Consider the following 16614-nt stretch of genomic DNA (forward strand, 5'->3'; position numbering starts at 1 on the left):
GTGCTGCGAGGAAGATTTTCGGCAGAGCGGGAGTGACGAGGATGGGCGTTGAATTAAAGCCGGTGACGATCGACAACTGGTATGCCTGCACGCAGCTTCAAGCCAAGGAAGAGCAGCAGTCCGTCTTTCCGGCACCGGTCGTCTATTGGATCGCGGAATCGAAGTACTCGGCCGATTTTGAATTGCGCGCGGTGTACGCGGACGATCGCGAAGCGGAACGATTAGTCGGCTTTATCGTATTCTGCCCGAAGCCGGACAAGGACGGGAACTGCTGGATTCCTGCTTTGTTGATCGACGGCCGTCATCAGGGCAAGGGTTACGGGCGAGCGGCGATGGAGCGGCTGATTGCCTGCATGACCGAGATGAACTGCGCCAGGCTCATGATCGGCCATCGGCCGAATAATGCCATCGCCGGCCGTCTGTATGAGTCGCTGGGCTTCAAGAAAGTCAACGACGACGAGATCGACGGCGAGATCGTGCGGTTGCTGGTTACTGGCGGAGCCTTGCCGGAGTGAGGCGCTCGCTTAACATCTTGCATCCGCGAGCTGTTGGAGCAGCACGGGATGCTTGAGTAACCAGCGGTGCGACTTGCGAATACGGCGTGAGGATGCGCGTTTGCGCCGCTTATTACGAAGCTTACGAAGCGGGACGAGGGCAGGGTGCCTTGTCCCGTTTCGATTTTCGAAGACCGATCGGCTGATTAAAGAGATTCGCGAAATAGGGTTAATGAAAAGTCTTGCGTGAAGGTCGGGCAGGAAATAAATCCAAACCTATCCAATATGATGGGTTTTAGGGAGGGATCTTGCATGAAGCATCATCCGTATTCAAGCAGGCCTGGAAGAATGAGAGGGTTCTGCCTTTTGGCAGTCGCCAAGCTGAACAATGCCAATGACTGTTACGCCGCCTCCTCGTATGCCTCCCAAGGCTTCGGTTATAGCAACGATACCCTGTATGTTCCCCTGACCTATAAAAACGTCAGCGTCGTCCTTGTCTATCGTCATCCATCCACCGCCTCCGGCACCCTCAAATCCGATGCTGATTTATCGTTCCGCATCACGTCCGCGGCATACGCCGACCTCTTCGAGATCGAGGGCGTCGGCATCGGCAGCGGGGGCAAGCTTTGGTTCAGCACCAATCGAAGAACGAAAGCGGGCGATACCGCTCATGACGGCGTGCATTATTTCAACGGCTTCAAGGCCGCCTGAATCATTAGCTGGCTCGGCATTCGCCGAGGCAGCTTTTTGTTAGGTACTTCGCCGATCTGATTTGCCGGAACGCCCCCGGTGTAATACTAAGGACACGCTTTAACGAAAGGTGGAATACCGAATGAAGCCAAACAACGAACACCAAGAAGCGGTCGAGAAGGTACGGGAATTGATCAAAGACATCAAAACGGCGATGCTTACCACGGTTTCGGAAGAAGGCTTGGTGTCGCGTCCCATGAAAACCCAGGATGTCGAGTTCGACGGCGACCTGTGGTTTCTGACGAAGAAGGATACGAGCAAATTCCATGAGCTGCTTCACAACCGTCAGGTCAACGTCGCTTATGCGGGCGATTCGTTCGTCTCGATCCGAGGCGAAGCGGAGCTCGTGCAAAGTCCCGAGAAGGTGAAGGAATTTTGGAGTCCGCTGTACGAGAAACTGCTCGAAACGACCTATGACGATCCGAACCTCGTTCTCATCAAGGTCAACGCCGATACGGCCGAGTACTGGGATGCCGGGAACAAATTCAAGATGGTGAAGTATCTGTTCCGCCGGCTGGCGGGGAAGGAAACGGAAGGCACGGAAATGAACCATGTGGTGGAATTGAAGTAACTGTCCAGAGAGAAGAGCAACCCGCCGTTTTGAAAACGGAAGTTGCTCTTTCTTTGCTGCTGTACCGCAGATCTTCATGGCACTTCACCAGTTTCAAGCTCGAATAATTGCGTTAGTGGTGCAGCTTTCAGTCCTGAATTTAGCCGGAGGAGGAAAAGCTGCCGAGCTGCAGCTTTCCAACGAACTTCGCCCACTCCGACTTCAAAAAGCTGCTGTATTGCATTTTTCACCCCTATTTTCCGGCGAGAGACGGAGAAAAAGCTGCTGAGGTGCAGCTTTTCAAGGTGTTTTTCCCATTTTGAACTCAAAAAGCTGCCGTACGGCAGCTTTTTGTCCTCATCATTCCTATAAGCAGCGAAGAAGATGCCACGAGACAGCTTTCCCGACCATACAAAAAAGTCCGCGCATTGCGCGGACTTTTTTGCCTGATACGGCCATTATTCGCGTTACGATCTTGTCCGGACGTCATCGACCGAATAGTACCGAATGCAATACAAACCGCTGAGTCCAACCAAAATGTACACGATGCGGCTGACCCAGGAGGATTCCCGGTGAACATCGCCCCCGAGAATCGCAGTGACCAGATCCCATTCGAACAAACCGACAAGCAGCCAATTCAATGCTCCGATAATCACGAGCGTGAGCGCAACCTTGCCCATATTTTATCATCCTTCGGCGTTCAAAGTGCTTACATCTGAAATATGCGTTATTTACGCGAAATTCATACGTCCGGAAGATAAGATTTAGGGATGGACGGCTGCGCATGGGTTCTTTTCGGCTCCTTTCATGGGCGGCCCCGCTTCTGCGCAGGCTGAGCGGCCCCGGCCCTTGCCGCTTACGCCGCTTACGCCACTTCGTTCGCCGCCCGCGGCCTGCGAACGGCCGCCCTTCGCCGAATGACGATGACGCTGAGCAGGCTGAGCCCGATCATCGCCGCGCCGGCGAATAATGCCGGCACGATATGATCGCCGAAGTCGGCGGGCGATTGAACAACGGCTCCGGATTGAAACACCAAGCCGCCGATGGCGATGCCGAAGACGCCTCCGAGCTCCCGCATCGCATTGCTCATGCCGCTCGCTTCGCCTGCTGCGGATTCCGGCACGGAGGAGAGCAGGCCGTGGGAGATCGGCGTGAAGCTGAGTCCCATGCCCGCCCCGGCCATCATCATGAGCGGCATCATGTAACCGAAGGAGAAGTCGACGCCCATCGAGAGGATCTCGAAGGAGAAGCCGAGCAAGGCGCCGCCTTGCAGCAGCAGCCCGGTCGTGAGGACGGCACGGGTGCCGAACTTGCCGACCGCAAGACCCGCGAGAGGAGCGGCGATCATGGTGCAGCCGGTCCAAGCCATCTCGCGTACGCCGGCTTCAAGCGCGGAGTAGCCCTGTGCTTGCTGCAGGAACAGCGTGAGGAGGAAGATGGCGCAGAAGATGCCGGCGTTCATCCAAAATCCGGCGAGCACCAAGCTGGTATAGTTCGATTTGCGGAAGAGTTCGAAGCGGATGAACGGCTGCTTTCGGCGGCGTTCCCAGAGATAGAACAGCACGAGCAGCGCCGCGCCGCCGGCCAGCAGGCTGATGACGGCCGCGGAGCCCCATCCGTCCGAGTTGCCGCGTTCCAAGCCGAATACGATACCGAACAGCCCGGCTCCGAGAAGTAGAATGCCCAGGGGATCGATCGGTTTGCGCTCGCCGCGCGCTTCATGGAGCCATTTCATGCCGAGGAAGAAGGCGAGGATGCCCACGGGTACGTTAACCCAGAAGATGAGCTGCCACGGTGCGCCGTTCACGATCAAGCCGCCGACAAGGGGGCCGATGGACAAGCCGAGTCCGGAGATGCCGGACCAAATGCCGAGTGCCGCTGCCCGCTTATCCGGGGGAAACGCGGAGTTGACGAGCGTCAAGCTGATCGGAACGATCGCCGCGCCGCCGACGCCCTGCAGGGCCCGGGATAAGATGAGCTGAATGGAGCTTTCACTGATGCCCGAGAGGGCGGAGCCGATCGTGAAAATCACGATGCCGGCGAGGAACATGCGCTTGCGGCCGAACCGTTCCCCGAGTACGCTGAACGGGATAAGCAGCACGGCGAACGCGAGCGTGTAGGCGTTCATGAACCATTCCAGATCGGACATGCTGGCGTGAAAGGATTCCTGAATGGACGGAAGCGCGACGCCGATGACGAGATTGTCGAGCATGGCCATGAAGAGCGCGGCGCACGTGACGACGAGCAGTTTGACGCGGGATGCAGTAAACATGTGAACACTCCTTTGATTAGGATATTTAGTAAAGAATAAATAATCATCCGTACATGAACAGATCATTGTTTATCGATAAATAAATGAAAGTGCGAAAAAAAGCGATGATTTTATTCGATTGCGGATAGGGCTGCTAGTCATGGGAGAAGGCAGGTGCAGCTGGTTCATGCAAATGGAACTGGCTCAGGTTGGAGAGAAATTGGCGGCGGTATCTATGGATGACTGAAGGCGGGGCGCCTGATGCGTGTCGGTTTCTGATCGTTTCAATAATGATTTATTGATAAATAAATGGATGGGCCGATAAAAAGCAACGGGACCGTCGTCCGGCGCTGCCTTATCGTTGAATGGTTGGTAGCTGCAAGGATTACCCCTTATCCTGACGTGATCAGAATTTCGTTGAAGGTTTATCCCGCCAGCGGCACAGATGCGGAAGGTCCAGCGTCTCCGACATCGCGATCAGCAGGCCATGGCCGATGAAGACGCTGGCCTTGTCGGCGGCGTCCGGCAGACCGGCTTGCTCGAACCGCAGCTTGACGCGTTCGTAGATGATATCGAACTCTTGCCGCGTACGCGCCCTGACCGCCGGCTCCGGGGTCGTATAAGACATCATGACGAGCAGGATCTCGTCGCGATGGCTCAGCAGGAGCTCCACGAATGCTTTGCCCATGCGCTCCGCAAGCTGTTCGGGAGGTGCGTTGACCGTGGTGAAGGCATCCAGAATGCGCAGATGCGCGCGCTCCAATACGGCGAGGTAGAGCGATTCCTTGGATGTAAAGAAATGGAACACGTAAGGCTGGGTTACGCCCACGCTGCGCGCTACTTCGGCGGTCGTCGTCTTGTAGTAGCCTTTCTCCGCGAACAGCGCGGCGGCGGCATCGAGAATCTGTTCTTTGCGACTAAGGGATGCGTCGTCTTTGGATGTCATAAGATGCTGCTCCTTACGCGTTATTTATTGACTAATAAATAAATACCATAGCAGCCAAGCGATTGTCAATCCTTTCTTTTTGTCGGCACGCAAATTGGGCTGCCCGCCATTTGGCGTTTGAAGGCTGCATGCGCTACACTGGTTCTATGGGCAACCTTATCGACAAGGAGGATTTTTACATATGAGTAACTGGCAAGGCAAGGCGTATACGGGCGATTCCAAGGTGCTGCAGCTGTTCGAGGAGCTGTCGCGGATCCCGCGGGGATCGAGCAACGAGAAGGCCGTCAGCGATTTCGTGGCGGATTTCGCGCGGCAGCGCGGCTGTACGGTGCTGCAGGACGACAAGCTCAACCTGATCATCCGCAAGCCGGCGGCATCCGGTTACGAGCAGGCGCCGATCGTTATTTTCCAAGGCCACTTGGACATGGTGTGCGAGAAGAACAAAACGACGGTGCATGATTTCACCAAGGACCCGATTCGTTTCCGGATCGAGGGCGACATGATCTACGCGGAAGGCACGACGCTCGGCGCGGACAACGGCATTGCCGTGGCGACGGCGATGGCGATCATCGATTCGCCGGATATGGCGCATCCCGAGCTGGAAATTCTGCTGACGACGGAAGAAGAAACGAGCATGGGCGGCGCGTTCTATCTGGACGCTGCTCCGCTGAAGGGCCGCATGATGATCAATTTCGACTCGGACCGCGAAGGCATCCTGTTCGTGAGCAGCGCCGGCGGAATCAATGCGTACCACTCGGTGCCGCTTGCCTGGAAGGAAGCAGGATCGGCGGCAGGCGAGCCGTATACGATCAGCGTGCAAGGCTTGATGGGCGGCCATTCCGGCGACGACATCATTCACGAGCGCGGCAACGCCAACAAGCTGCTGGGCCGGGTGCTGGACGATCTGCGCCGCCATGCGGCATTCGATCTCGCCGGCGTCAGCGGCGGCATGAAGGTTAACGCCATCCCGCGCGAAGCGGAGGCTGCGGTCTACCTGAGCGGAGAAAGCAAGGCGGCGGCCGAAGCCCGAATCGCGGAGCTGAACCGCATCCTGAAGGACGAGTTCCAAGCGAGCGACAAGGGCGTCGCCGTCGTGCTGCAACCCGGATTCGACGAGAAAGGCGGAGCGGGGGCCGCGGCAGCGGCTGCATCCGGCAAGGCGTTCACGGATGAAGTGAAAAACCTTGTGATTCGCCTCCTGACGCTCATCCCGAACGGGGTGCTCAGCATGGACAAGGCGATCGGCAACCTCGTGCGCACGTCGTCCAATCTCGGCGTCGTCTCGGTAAACGACACGCATGTCGTCATGCAAAGCCTGTCGCGCAGCTCGGTCCGATCGCAAACCGATGAAGTCGTGCGCGTGATGGAGACGCTGGGAGAGACCGCGGGCTGCGAGTTCCGGACCGATCATTATTTCCCGGGCTGGCCGTATCGCGCGGATTCCAAGCTGCGGCCGGTCGTCGAGGCGGCGTACGAGAAGCGATTCGGCAAGCCGATCGAGATCAAGGCGATCCATGCCGGCCTGGAGTGCGGCGTGCTGATCGAGAAGATGCCGGACCTCGATGCGGTCTCGTTCGGACCGAACATGTACGAGATCCATACTCCGGACGAACATCTATCGATCTCGTCGGTGGAACGGACATGGCCGTTTATCGAAGACGTGCTGCGGTCGCTGAAGTAGGCGAACCAGGGCTGCTTGCGGGCGGCAGGCAGCTTTCGCTGCGCTGCGCTGGTGTGGCGAGCAACTCGCGTTACTGGTCCGGGAGAAGCAGTTTGCGTGGTGCGGTCTGGTGTCGCGGGCAACTCGCGTTGCGGGTCGGGGAAGCAGTGTGCGTCGTGCTGCTTGGTTTGGTGGCGTGGTCCTGGCAGCGACTTGCGTTGCTCTATCCGGTGTGGCGAGCAACTCGCCCTTGTGGGGTCCGGGCAGCAGTGCGTCGCGCTGCTTGGTTTGGTGGCGTGGTCCTGGCAGCGACTTGCGTTGCTCTATCCGGTGTGGCGAGCAACTCGCCCTTGTGGGGTCCGGGCAGCAGATGGCACTGCTTGGTCGTCAGCGATCCGTCCGAATGGCTCGCCCAATCCTGCGTACCGTTCATTCATGCATAAAATGCAATATTACTGCTCCAGTTAAGACCTCAAAACGCAAATTTATGCACAAACTGCAAAAATTAAAGGCAAAAAGGTAGATATGGCGTTAATGAAGAGGGGAAAGTTGTATTTCCTGCAACTTTTGGCTCGTACATGCTGCTTTGGAGCGCGAAATGTTGCATTTCATACAAAAAACAGCCAGGCCCTTTGTGGGCTTGGCTGTTTTTTGTGCATCTTAACTCTTGTGCATCTTAACTCGAGGGAAGCAGCTGTGAATGCGAACTCAGCTGCTATCCTTCCCTGCGAATGGCCCCGCGCCTACAATCTTGCTAGCAAGGACAGCGAGCTGCGAGCGTTCCGGCTCCGTAAGAACTTCGACGGCGGCATGCAGCTGACGCTCGATCTCGGCGCCGCCCGCTTGGACCAGCTGCAGTCCGGCGGAAGTGATGCGCACGTTGAATCCGCGCTTATCGCTCGTAGATGCGATACGTTCGACGAGTCCGCGGCGTTCGGCGCGATCGACCAGGCCGGTAATGCTCGACTTGTCGAGTTTCAGATGCTGGGCCAGCTGCAGCATGCTTGGCTCTCTGTCGCGCACGATGCCGAGCAGGCGGGTTTGGATAATGGAAAGATCATGTTCGCCTCCGACCCGGCCGAGTATGGATTGGACGAGGAACGACAGCTGGACTAAGCCATCCACGATCGACAGTTCGTTTGGATGACGGGCGGAGCCCATGTTCATCTCGGAGGTCTTATTTATGCTTTTATCTATGTTCTGATCTGGCCTGCTATCTATGTTCTTATCTGAGCTATTATCTAAGTTCTGATCTATGCTCTTGTTTACATTTCGTTCAACGCTCTTGTCAACGTTTTGTTCTGCGTTTTGTTCTATATTCTGTTCTGCGTTCTTGTCTATGTTTTGTTCTGCGTCCTGTTCCACGCTCTTGTCTACGTTCTGATCTACGCTCTTGTCTATGTTCTGATCTACGCTCTTGTCTGTGATCTGATCTATGCCGTCTATAGTATCGACTACGTTCTTATTCTTGTTCTTGATCCTGTCCTTGTCCTTGATTTTGTTTTTCTTGATCTTGTCCTTGTCCTTGTTCTTGACCTTACTTTTGACTTTGGACTTCTCTTTGCCCTGGTTCTTTTCCTGGTCCTTTTCCTGGTCCTTTTCCTGATCTTTCTCCTTGCCTTTGTCTTTATCCATTACTCTCACCCCCAGGTTTGATGTATTTCAAAGCCTATAGCCCATGGGCACGCTAAGCAGCAAATTACCTTCACTTTAAACGAATATCCTATTTCACCTCGAACTTTTCCTTTAAGCAAACTTCGCCTTCAAACCGAGCTTCTCCTTCAAGCCGAACTTTTCATCCAAGAAACTTCCCGTTCGGGCCCTGCATTCCCGCCCATTATAACATAACCGTTGACTTTGTACGTATAGCAAACTATATTTGTTTGTGTAACAAACTAAATTATCATGATTGGAGGCCCTTTCCCGATGATGCATGCTGCCGTTGTACATTCGTTCGATGCGGCTCCGAAATTCGAAAAGTTCGATATGCCCAATCCCGTCAACAAGCATGACGTCCTTGTCGACGTCCTTGCGGCGGGATTGCATCCTCGCGTGCGTTCGCAAGCAAACGGCTCGCACTACGCGAGCACAGGCGAACTGCCTTTGATACCCGGCATTGACGGCGTTGGGCGGCTGCAGGATGGCGGGCTGGTCTACTTCGTTGCCCCCGATACTGCGCTGGGAACGTTCGCGGACAAAGCGGTCATCGACGTGCGCCGAAGCGTTCCTTTGCCCGAAGGGGCTGATCCGGTTCGAATCGCCGCGGCCATGAACCCGGCCATGTCGGCCTGGGTCGCGCTGCGCCGCCGGGCGGAGTGGCAGCCAGGGTACAAGGTGCTCGTTCATGGCGCAACCGGAAATTCCGGGCATATGGCCGTTCAGATCGCCAAGCTGCTAGGTGCCGGTCAGGTCATCGGAGCCGGTCGCGATCAACAGCGTCTCGACGCTCTTCCGGCGCTCGGCGCATATCGGGTCGTATCGCTGGCGGGCGATCCTGAGGCTGCTTCCGAACGTCTTGGCGAGGCCGCCTGCGAAGTGGACATCGTCATCGACTACCTATGGGGCAAGCCTGCCGAGCTGGCGATGACGGCTATGCTGACACGACGATCCGATCGGAGTCGGGCGTTGACCTGGATCCAAATCGGTTCCGTCGCCGGTCCAACGGCTGCCGTGCCTTCCGCCGCGCTGCGATCGGCTAATTTCAAGCTGCTCGGCAGCGGCCAAGGGTCCGTTACGCCGGCGGGCTATTTGGCTGAATTCCCGGCGTTGATCGACGCGATTGCAAGCGGCAGCCTTCGCGTGAATGCGGCAGCTTATCCGCTTGCCCGCGTGGAGGAAATTTGGGCGGCGCCTGCGGCTGCCGGAGAGCGGGTTGTTTTCGTCCCGGCGATGCACACGTGAGGGGCTGTGTATAGACAGGTACGCTCTTAACAGCAAGCGTCGAGCGGCTTGTAAGTTTTGAGCGGCCAGCGTAAATCATTTTGGCTCTTGCATAATTCACAATTTTCAGACTATAATCTAGGTAAATTCTGGTATGTGTGACTGGCGTAACGTGGGGGCCCACGGGGGAGCACATATTCATAGCGCCGTACGCCTGGGCAGAGGTAAGGGGGAGTTTCCCCTTGCCTCTTCGTGCTTTTAAGAGCGTCTTGCTTTTAAGCGTTCATGCTTCTAAGAGGTTCGGACAAGATTTAAGAGGAGGCGTTGGAATGAGAATCGCGTTTATTTTGTTTCATGGGGTTACGTTCTTGGACTTCGTAGGGTTTTACGACGTCATTAATCGGCTGAAGTATTTCGAAGCGACCAAGGATACGACCTGGGACATTTGCGCCATGAGCGAAACCGTCGCCGACGAGCTGGGGATGACGATCAACGCGAATCGAGTAAAGCCGGATTTATCCGAATACGATATGATTTTCGTGCCTGGGGGCATGGGGACGAGACCACTGCGGTATGACGAAGCATTCGTATCCTGGCTAAGAGGAGCGGCGAACGCGCGTTACATCGTCTCGGTGTGCACGGGAGCTTTATTGCTTGGGGCGGCAGGGTATCTGCGGCAATCGAAGGCCACGACGCACCCTTACGCCTACGAGCTGCTGGAACCGTACGCTAGCGAAGTTATCCAAACCCGAATTGTCCATGACGGGAACGTGATTACGGCCGGAGGCGTCGCGACGTCCATCGACTTGGGCTTGTACGTGGCGGGGCTCTTCTTGACCGCGGACGAAGTCGAGCGCATCAAGAAGCAGATGGATTATCCTTATACGCCGGAAGGAATTCTAATCGTATAACCATTCGGGGAGATCTTAGGAACATTTCGCAGGATGGAGTGAGAGGTTTGAAGAAGGCAGCGCTAGGCATCGTGACATTCCTACTATTCGTCGTCTTGAATGGCTGTCGGATCTCGCCAGAGGCCGGAACAGGAGACTACATCATTGCGAAGGACGAACAACGAATCTTAGTAGCCAAAAACATTTCCCGGGCCGATGCGGCAAACCAGACGCTGGCCGATCTCAGAGAGAAGCATGTGGAAGTGATCGCATATATCCTGGAAGATGCCGGGCTCTACGACGAGCTCGAGGTTGGCAATCGAGTAAAAGTGACTCCCAAAACGACCGACAAAGGCGAGTACATCGTGATGCAATCCGACCCGCCCCAAATCGTTGCAGGCAAAGTCGTAAGACAGTAGATGGACCAAGTAGGAGACGTTAACATTGCAGGTCGTAAAATACTTCGTCTTAGCTTGCAGCGCCAAGCCGTTCTAATTCCATAAGCTTCGCTGCAGGTAAAAGCCGCATCAGATCCTTTCTGGGGCGGCTTTTTAGGTAGAGAACGCTACTTAAGCAATTGCTGCCTATAATGGCGCTGTTCCGATTGTTACAATAACGCTTAGCATCAGGCTGCCTATGCTCAGACGACAATCGAAAAGAGAAAGAGAGGAATTCGTATGACCGTAACCAAACAAAGCTATACGATCTGGTTCTCCCAACGAACCGGAAGCACGCTGCTGAATCGAGCGCTGGCCTCCACCGGCGTGGCAGGCGATCCCAGCGAATGGCTGCATATGGACCATGCCGACCCGGCGGCGTTCACGCGCGAGCAGCTGGAAGAACGATGGAAATGCGGCACGACGCCGAACGGTGTATTCGGCTTGAAGATTGGCTTCGAACAGCGCTGGATCGACGCCTTCCGCGTCATGTTCGAGCTGCCGCCGCATGCTTCGCGGGCGGAAGTATGGAGCACGGCGTTCCCGAATTGCAGCAAGCATATTTACATGACGCGCCGGAACAAAGTCCGACTGGCCGTCTCGTGGTGGCGAGCCATCGTCTCCGGAGAGTGGCATCGAGAGTTCGGTCAAGCGCCGAAGGAGCATGATATTGCCGATCGGTATAAGTACGATGCCATCCATCACCTGATCTTTGAAAGCTCCATGCGCGAAGCGGCCATAGAAGACTTTTTCTCGGAGTCCGACATCGTGCCGCTGACGATCGTTTACGAGGATTTCATTCAAGACTACGAGGGGACCGTCAGGCGTGTCCTGGAATTCCTGGAGGTTCCTGCGGATGACGTGACCATCGCCCCGCCGTCGTTGGACAAACTGGCGGATGAGGTTGCGGAGGAATGGGTCCAACGGTTCCGCGAGGAAAGCCAGAAGGAATGGGAGGTCAAAAGTTGGTAGACGCTCGCAGACTCGTCGAGATGCAAGTCAGCGTTCATCGCCTTCGCTATGATGATTCTACTTAGCGTAGGCATTGGTGGCTTGGAGCGCCATAGATTGCAATGAGGCGGCCGTCGTAACGGCCGTCTTTTCCATTTTCAGGGCGAAACTGGCGTCACCTTTACCGGCTGGATGCAGTCTCGTTAAACAGGGGGGATTTTATGCGAAAAGTTGTGGCTGTCTGCGTGTCGTTGGTTTTGGTGTGTGGCATGGTCTTCTTGTATGCCATTCAAAAACAATACTTCTCTTCTAAACGTACCTTTAATGACATCGCTCCTGGAGAGGTGGTCCAGATCGAATACCTGGACGGGGGAAACGGCTTGCATTACGCAACAGCGAACAAGACGGACACTTGCTTGGAAAGGCTTTGAATCGCTAATACCGGGCGGAAAAATTTATTAAGTGCAAAACTGCAACTATTCCCGCCAGTTTCGCTGAAAAAACGAAAATAAGTGCAATACTGCAACTATTTCCGTACGTGAATGCGTATCCCGGCCTTGATCCGGTCGATTAGTTGCATATATGCACTTATTACATCCTGCAGCCATCATGAGTCTGAAATTATGTGCATATAGGCACTTATTTCGTGGGGACGTCTTATTGTTGATGATATAGAGTGGTTACATCTAGATGATGATCAAGTGCATGCAAACGTAATCATCTAGTTCTTCATTAAGTTACTAGTCGAACTACTTTTCGTAATACTTCACGCAACATCCCATACCATTTTTAATGCGATTCTATTCGCTGCGCAACGATTTCTCTGCCCTCTCCTATTCACGGGACGAGGGCTCATTTATGATGGAGACAAGGAGGATGATGACGTGTCAAATTGGTTCCTGCAAAGCCGTTTTGGTATCTTCTCGCATTATACCTGCTTCAAGCCCGAGTTCCGTCAAACCGTATTCCCCGACGGCAGCTATCCGGTCGATCTCGACCATCTGGCCGATCAGTTCAATGCCGCCGGCTTCGCGGCAGATGCCCATCGGTTCGGCGTGGATTACGTGACCATTACGGCCTGGCACGCCGCGATGAACGTGCTGTATCCGAGCGCCGCAAGCGACCGCTGGCGTCCCGGGCATGCGGCGAAGCGCGACGTTATCCGGGATTTGATCGATGCGCTGCGACCCTACGGCATCCGGCTCATGCTGTACATTCATGTCACGGACGGGCATGACTTTACGCCCGAGGACCAGCTAGCGACCGGGTGGAATGATCCGTCGAACGCGTACGGGAACTGGAATAACTTCGTGAACGCGGTCGTGGAGGAGCTCAGCGAGCGTTACGGAACGGGAATCGACGGCTACTGGCTCGATATGGTATTCGACGCCGATAACTTTCATCGGATCGACAAAGCGCGGCTTCGGCACAGCCTGCTCGCGGGAAATCCGGACCGCGTCATCGTGGGCAACGGCGGCTACGGCGACGGGCCGATCGCATCGGACGGCGTCGTCACCGACTACGCCTCGAAGGAAATGTTCAATATTCCGCAGGATAACGGCTCTTGGCAGGCGGCGGAGAATCAAATCGCGACGGTCGCGACGATCAAGGGCAATGCGCCCGACTATGTCTGGTGGGCATCCATCCCTCAAGGGGCGAACGCGCTGATGTATGCGCCCGAGGACATGTACCGCTTCACGGTCCTTCAAGCCGCCGTGAACCGAAACGGCGGAGGGATGCTTTGGAGCGCCGGCAATTATGCCGGGTACGGAGCATTGTGGGAAGATGGCGTGGAGGAAGGGTTCATGGCGCTCGGCGCGTATATCGCGGCCGCGGGGGAATCGCTGCGCGGTTCGATGCCGAGCACGTCTTACGTCAGGGATAGCGGCGCGACGCTGAACGGCTTGACGGACGGCATCGCCGCTACCAAATCGCCCGACGACCGGACGGAGTATATCCATGTGTTATTTCCGCCGCAGGGGAATGTCTTGGTCCTGCCGGTGCCTGCTGACGGCAAACGATTCGACGGAGGCACGATCATGGGCACGGGCACGCCGGTTGCGGTCTCGCAGGACGAGTCCGGCGTGACGATCGTCAGATCCGATGCGGACGCGTGGGACCGACCGAATACGATTATTCGGTTGACCGTCAGCGAACGGCCATGATCGGCTGCCGGTCAGTAGCTAGAGGGGAGGCGGAACGTTGAAATCGATCGGGGTGAACCTGCTGCTTGCCTTGTTTTTCCTGCTGGAGCTTGCCGCCATGGCCGCGTTCGGTTATTGGGGCTATCGGCTGGACGCGGCAGCGGCGCTGAAAGTCATAGCCGCGATTGCGATCCTGCTGGCGGTCATCGTGCTCTGGGGACTCTTCCTGGCCCCGAAGGCGACGCTGCCGGTCTTCTCCTATCCCGTGCGCACGGCGCTGAAGTTCGTCGTCTTCGCGGCGGCTTCGGCCGCTCTGTACGCTGCAGGACGGCACGCGATCGGAATTGGGTTTCTGGCAGCATCGATTCTGATAATTGGGGCCGTCTTTGGTTTGGATTTGCACGAGGCGAAGCCTTGAGGCCTTAGCGGCAGCGGCAATTCCACGCGGCGCATCGGATTCGTTTTGTAAGCGGCCGATTTCACGGACACCGTTTAAACGAATACTTCGCTAATCAAGAAGCTGCTCCAACAGGCCAATCATCAAGCGGTCGGAGCGGCTTTTTATCGGTCGCGGAAGTAGGAGGACCGAGTGCAGCGTAGGAATCTCTATGTGTATTTGGCATTCGTTTATCCAAGGGCGTTGGTTTAAAATGGTGACTACGGAAGTGAGCGTTCGGCTCCAACAGAATCGCTCAAAGCGTCTGTTGACGAAAGGACGATATCGCCATGAACGATAACGATAATAAAGCTTGGGAGCAGGAAATCGCCCGGAAAATCGCTGTAGATCTTAAAACTCGCTTTGGCCGATCCGTGAGCGAAGCGGCGCCCATCGACAAGGGCTGGCTTAATGTGAAATGGAAAATGGCCACGGACCAGGGACCGGCGTTCGTAAAGCATTATCACCCGGACCGCTACAAGCTGCATGCGAGTCCGGAACGAAGAAGCGCGATTGAGCGGAGTCTTCAGCTGCAGCATCGGCTCAGTTTAGCCGGCATACCGTGCCCGAAAGTCAGTCATGATGGCGCGAGCTTCATGCAGCAAACGCCTTCGGGTTTGTTCTATGCGGTGCATGACTGGGTGGAGGGGCAGACCGCAGAGGCCGGGCACTTAAACGATGCTCAGATGTTTGCATTAGGCGAAGCAACGGGACGAATGCATCGATGGCTTCGGGCGGAAGCGCCGACGGGCCAGCTGTCCTGGAGGCCGGACAAGGCCGCTTATGGGCGAGAGTGGCAAATCAATTGGAACAAGGCGGAGGAGTCGGCGGATCATACGGTCATGGAGTGGCTGAGACGTTCGCGGGCCACGATCGAATCGTTGGATTTCGCCAGGTTCGAGCAGTGCAAGGCCGGCTGGCTGCATTGGGATTTGTGGGTCGATAATATCGTCCTGCATGCGCGCGGCGTGGCAGGCATCGTGGATTTCGACCGGATGGCTTTCGCTTACCCTGAGATCGATATTGCAAGGGCCGTTCTGTCGGGAGCCTTGCGCGACGGGCATATGCGGTTGTTCGAAGCGCAGGCATTCATGGATGGATACCGCGGGCATGCCGAGGCGCCGAGGGGGATTCTCAGCCGGTCGCTTCGCTTGTTATATGTCATCGAATCCGGCTGGTGGCTCCGAACGGAGGTGCGCCGCGACAGCGAGCTTACGGGCCTGCTTGCGCGTTTCGTAGAAGAGATGCATTGGCTGGAAGACCATTGGGACAGCTTGGAAGAGTTGGATGCCTTGTGAGGGACTCCGCGCGAGCCATGGGAGGTGGAATGAATATGAGATCCTATATAGGTTTGATGGCTTCGATAGGTTGCATCCTTCTATGCTTGATCCTGCTTTATTGGAATCCATACTCCGGCACGCCGCCGGAACGCGGCACGGTTCTGATCCTTACCGTCATGGTGATTCTTCCAGCCTGTCTAGGCGTGGCGGCTTCGATGTTCAAGCTCCGAGCGTTAATGATCATCGTCTTTATCTGGTCGGTGCCTTATTGCCTGTATATCGCGGTTGCCTCGATACCCAGCATCTTTAATCTCTTTGGCGTCGTTCTTCTTGGCTATCTCGTTTCCGCGATTGGGATGAAGAGGACTCCTATTTAGAAAATGATAATGCGTTTCGGAGTTTTTCTGTATTTCAGTTGCGTATATCGTACGAAAAAGCCTACCAGGCTTCGTTGGCGCTGAACGCGTGCGAAGAGGTAGGCTTTGGTGCTGTTATTGCCGGGAAGCCGGCAAGGCGTTACTGTGCCAGCTCGCCGAGGCGGGCGAAGATCGCGAGCGCCGGGTCGATTTGGCACGTCGGCGCGCTTGACGTCCTGCGGGATCTGGATCGTCGGCGTCGGGCGCGGGCGGCGGTTGCCGAACTGCGGCAGCCATTCGCTCTCGGCGTCCAGCATCTCCGTCACCATGTCGCGGATTTCCTTCAGCGTCAGCACGGAGGAGGTCAGCGGGTCGAGCGCGATCGCCTGCACGACCGTCTCCGGATCGCCGGACTTCGCCGCCATGACGGCCAGCCGCTGGACGTTGATGTTCGTCATGTTCAAGGCCGCGCACTGCGCCGGCAGCTCGCCGACGATCGTCCGGTGGATGCCGGTGCGGTCCGCGTAGACGAGGCCTTCCGCGCAGCAGTCGTCCGGCAGGTTCTTGATCATGCCGTTATTGCGCAGGT

Annotated in this window: 17 protein-coding genes and 1 riboswitch; of the genes, 12 read left to right on the plus strand and 5 right to left on the minus strand. The window is 56.1% G+C overall.

The genetic code is table 11. The features are described from left to right. Positions 1–41 precede the first annotated feature (41 nt). From GT003_RS25635 to GT003_RS25645, 3 genes are all read left to right on the plus strand, one after another. Positions 42–515, plus strand: a complete 474-nt coding sequence (locus GT003_RS25635) for a GNAT family N-acetyltransferase (protein ID WP_161703338.1) — start codon at positions 42–44, stop codon at positions 513–515. A gap of 291 nt (positions 516–806) precedes the next feature. Then, on the plus strand, positions 807–1205 hold the full coding sequence (locus GT003_RS25640; protein ID WP_211676320.1) for a hypothetical protein: 399 nt from the start codon (positions 807–809) through the stop codon (positions 1203–1205). Between the two features lie 121 nt (positions 1206–1326). Next, a complete protein-coding gene (locus GT003_RS25645; protein ID WP_161703340.1) occupies positions 1327–1815 on the plus strand; it encodes a pyridoxamine 5'-phosphate oxidase family protein in 489 nt (162 codons plus the stop codon). Between the two features lie 446 nt (positions 1816–2261). Here GT003_RS25645 and GT003_RS25650 read toward each other — a convergent pair whose 3' ends face one another. The 3 genes from GT003_RS25650 to GT003_RS25660 form a co-directional block, all read right to left on the minus strand. Continuing rightward, complete coding sequence (locus GT003_RS25650) at positions 2262–2474, minus strand: DUF378 domain-containing protein (RefSeq protein ID WP_161703342.1); 213 nt, start codon at positions 2472–2474, stop codon at positions 2262–2264. A 185-nt stretch (positions 2475–2659) separates the two neighbouring features. Continuing rightward, positions 2660–4066, minus strand: a complete 1407-nt coding sequence (locus GT003_RS25655) for an MFS transporter (RefSeq protein ID WP_161703344.1) — start codon at positions 4064–4066, stop codon at positions 2660–2662. A 385-nt stretch (positions 4067–4451) separates the two neighbouring features. Beyond that, a complete protein-coding gene (locus tag GT003_RS25660; RefSeq protein WP_161703346.1) occupies positions 4452–4991 on the minus strand; it encodes a TetR/AcrR family transcriptional regulator in 540 nt (179 codons plus the stop codon). A 181-nt stretch (positions 4992–5172) separates the two neighbouring features. Between GT003_RS25660 and GT003_RS25665 the strand changes: the two genes are divergently transcribed. Further along, positions 5173–6672 (plus strand): aminoacyl-histidine dipeptidase, encoded by a 1500-nt coding sequence (locus GT003_RS25665; protein ID WP_161703348.1) that lies wholly within the window; start codon positions 5173–5175, stop codon positions 6670–6672. A gap of 687 nt (positions 6673–7359) precedes the next feature. Here GT003_RS25665 and GT003_RS32685 read toward each other — a convergent pair. Further along, positions 7360–8286: a MarR family winged helix-turn-helix transcriptional regulator gene (locus GT003_RS32685; protein WP_239566104.1), complete on the minus strand. Its 927-nt coding sequence runs from the start codon at positions 8284–8286 to the stop codon at positions 7360–7362. A 291-nt stretch (positions 8287–8577) separates the two neighbouring features. Here GT003_RS32685 and GT003_RS25675 point away from each other — a divergent pair, with 291 nt between their 5' ends. The 8 genes from GT003_RS25675 (at position 8578) to GT003_RS25710 (ending at position 16046) form a co-directional block, all read left to right on the plus strand. Further along, the gene (locus GT003_RS25675) at positions 8578–9552 is read left to right on the plus strand and encodes a quinone oxidoreductase family protein (RefSeq protein WP_204798972.1); all 975 of its coding nucleotides are present in this window, start codon (positions 8578–8580) and stop codon (positions 9550–9552) included. 127 nt (positions 9553–9679) lie between these two features. Then, positions 9680–9758, plus strand: a riboswitch (ZMP/ZTP riboswitch). Between the two features lie 102 nt (positions 9759–9860). Continuing rightward, positions 9861–10442, plus strand: a complete 582-nt coding sequence (locus GT003_RS25680; protein WP_161703350.1) for a DJ-1/PfpI family protein — start codon at positions 9861–9863, stop codon at positions 10440–10442. 47 nt (positions 10443–10489) lie between these two features. Further along, positions 10490–10840, plus strand: a complete 351-nt coding sequence (locus GT003_RS25685; RefSeq protein WP_161703352.1) for a DUF3221 domain-containing protein — start codon at positions 10490–10492, stop codon at positions 10838–10840. Between the two features lie 258 nt (positions 10841–11098). Beyond that, positions 11099–11830: a Stf0 family sulfotransferase gene (locus tag GT003_RS25690; protein WP_161703354.1), complete on the plus strand. Its 732-nt coding sequence runs from the start codon at positions 11099–11101 to the stop codon at positions 11828–11830. A gap of 863 nt (positions 11831–12693) precedes the next feature. Next, positions 12694–13974, plus strand: coding sequence for an alpha-L-fucosidase (locus GT003_RS25695; protein WP_161703356.1), 1281 nt, complete (start codon positions 12694–12696; stop codon positions 13972–13974). Positions 13975–14011: 37 nt separating this feature from the next. Then, positions 14012–14371: a YrdB family protein gene (locus tag GT003_RS25700; RefSeq protein ID WP_161703358.1), complete on the plus strand. Its 360-nt coding sequence runs from the start codon at positions 14012–14014 to the stop codon at positions 14369–14371. A 308-nt stretch (positions 14372–14679) separates the two neighbouring features. Next, on the plus strand, positions 14680–15687 hold the full coding sequence (locus GT003_RS25705; RefSeq protein WP_161703360.1) for a phosphotransferase enzyme family protein: 1008 nt from the start codon (positions 14680–14682) through the stop codon (positions 15685–15687). A gap of 29 nt (positions 15688–15716) precedes the next feature. Next, entirely contained in the window at positions 15717–16046 is a 330-nt protein-coding gene (locus GT003_RS25710; protein WP_161703362.1) for a hypothetical protein, read from the plus strand. Here GT003_RS25710 and GT003_RS25715 read toward each other — a convergent pair. Continuing rightward, positions 16043–16614 (minus strand): family 4 glycosyl hydrolase (locus GT003_RS25715; protein WP_487247396.1); only part of this gene is annotated, 572 nt, incomplete at its 5' end. The two genes, GT003_RS25710 and GT003_RS25715, sit on opposite strands and share 4 nt — an antisense overlap.

Source organism: Paenibacillus sacheonensis, assembly GCF_009909195.1.
Classification (GTDB): Bacteria; Bacillota; Bacilli; order Paenibacillales; family Paenibacillaceae; genus Paenibacillus_Z; species Paenibacillus_Z sacheonensis.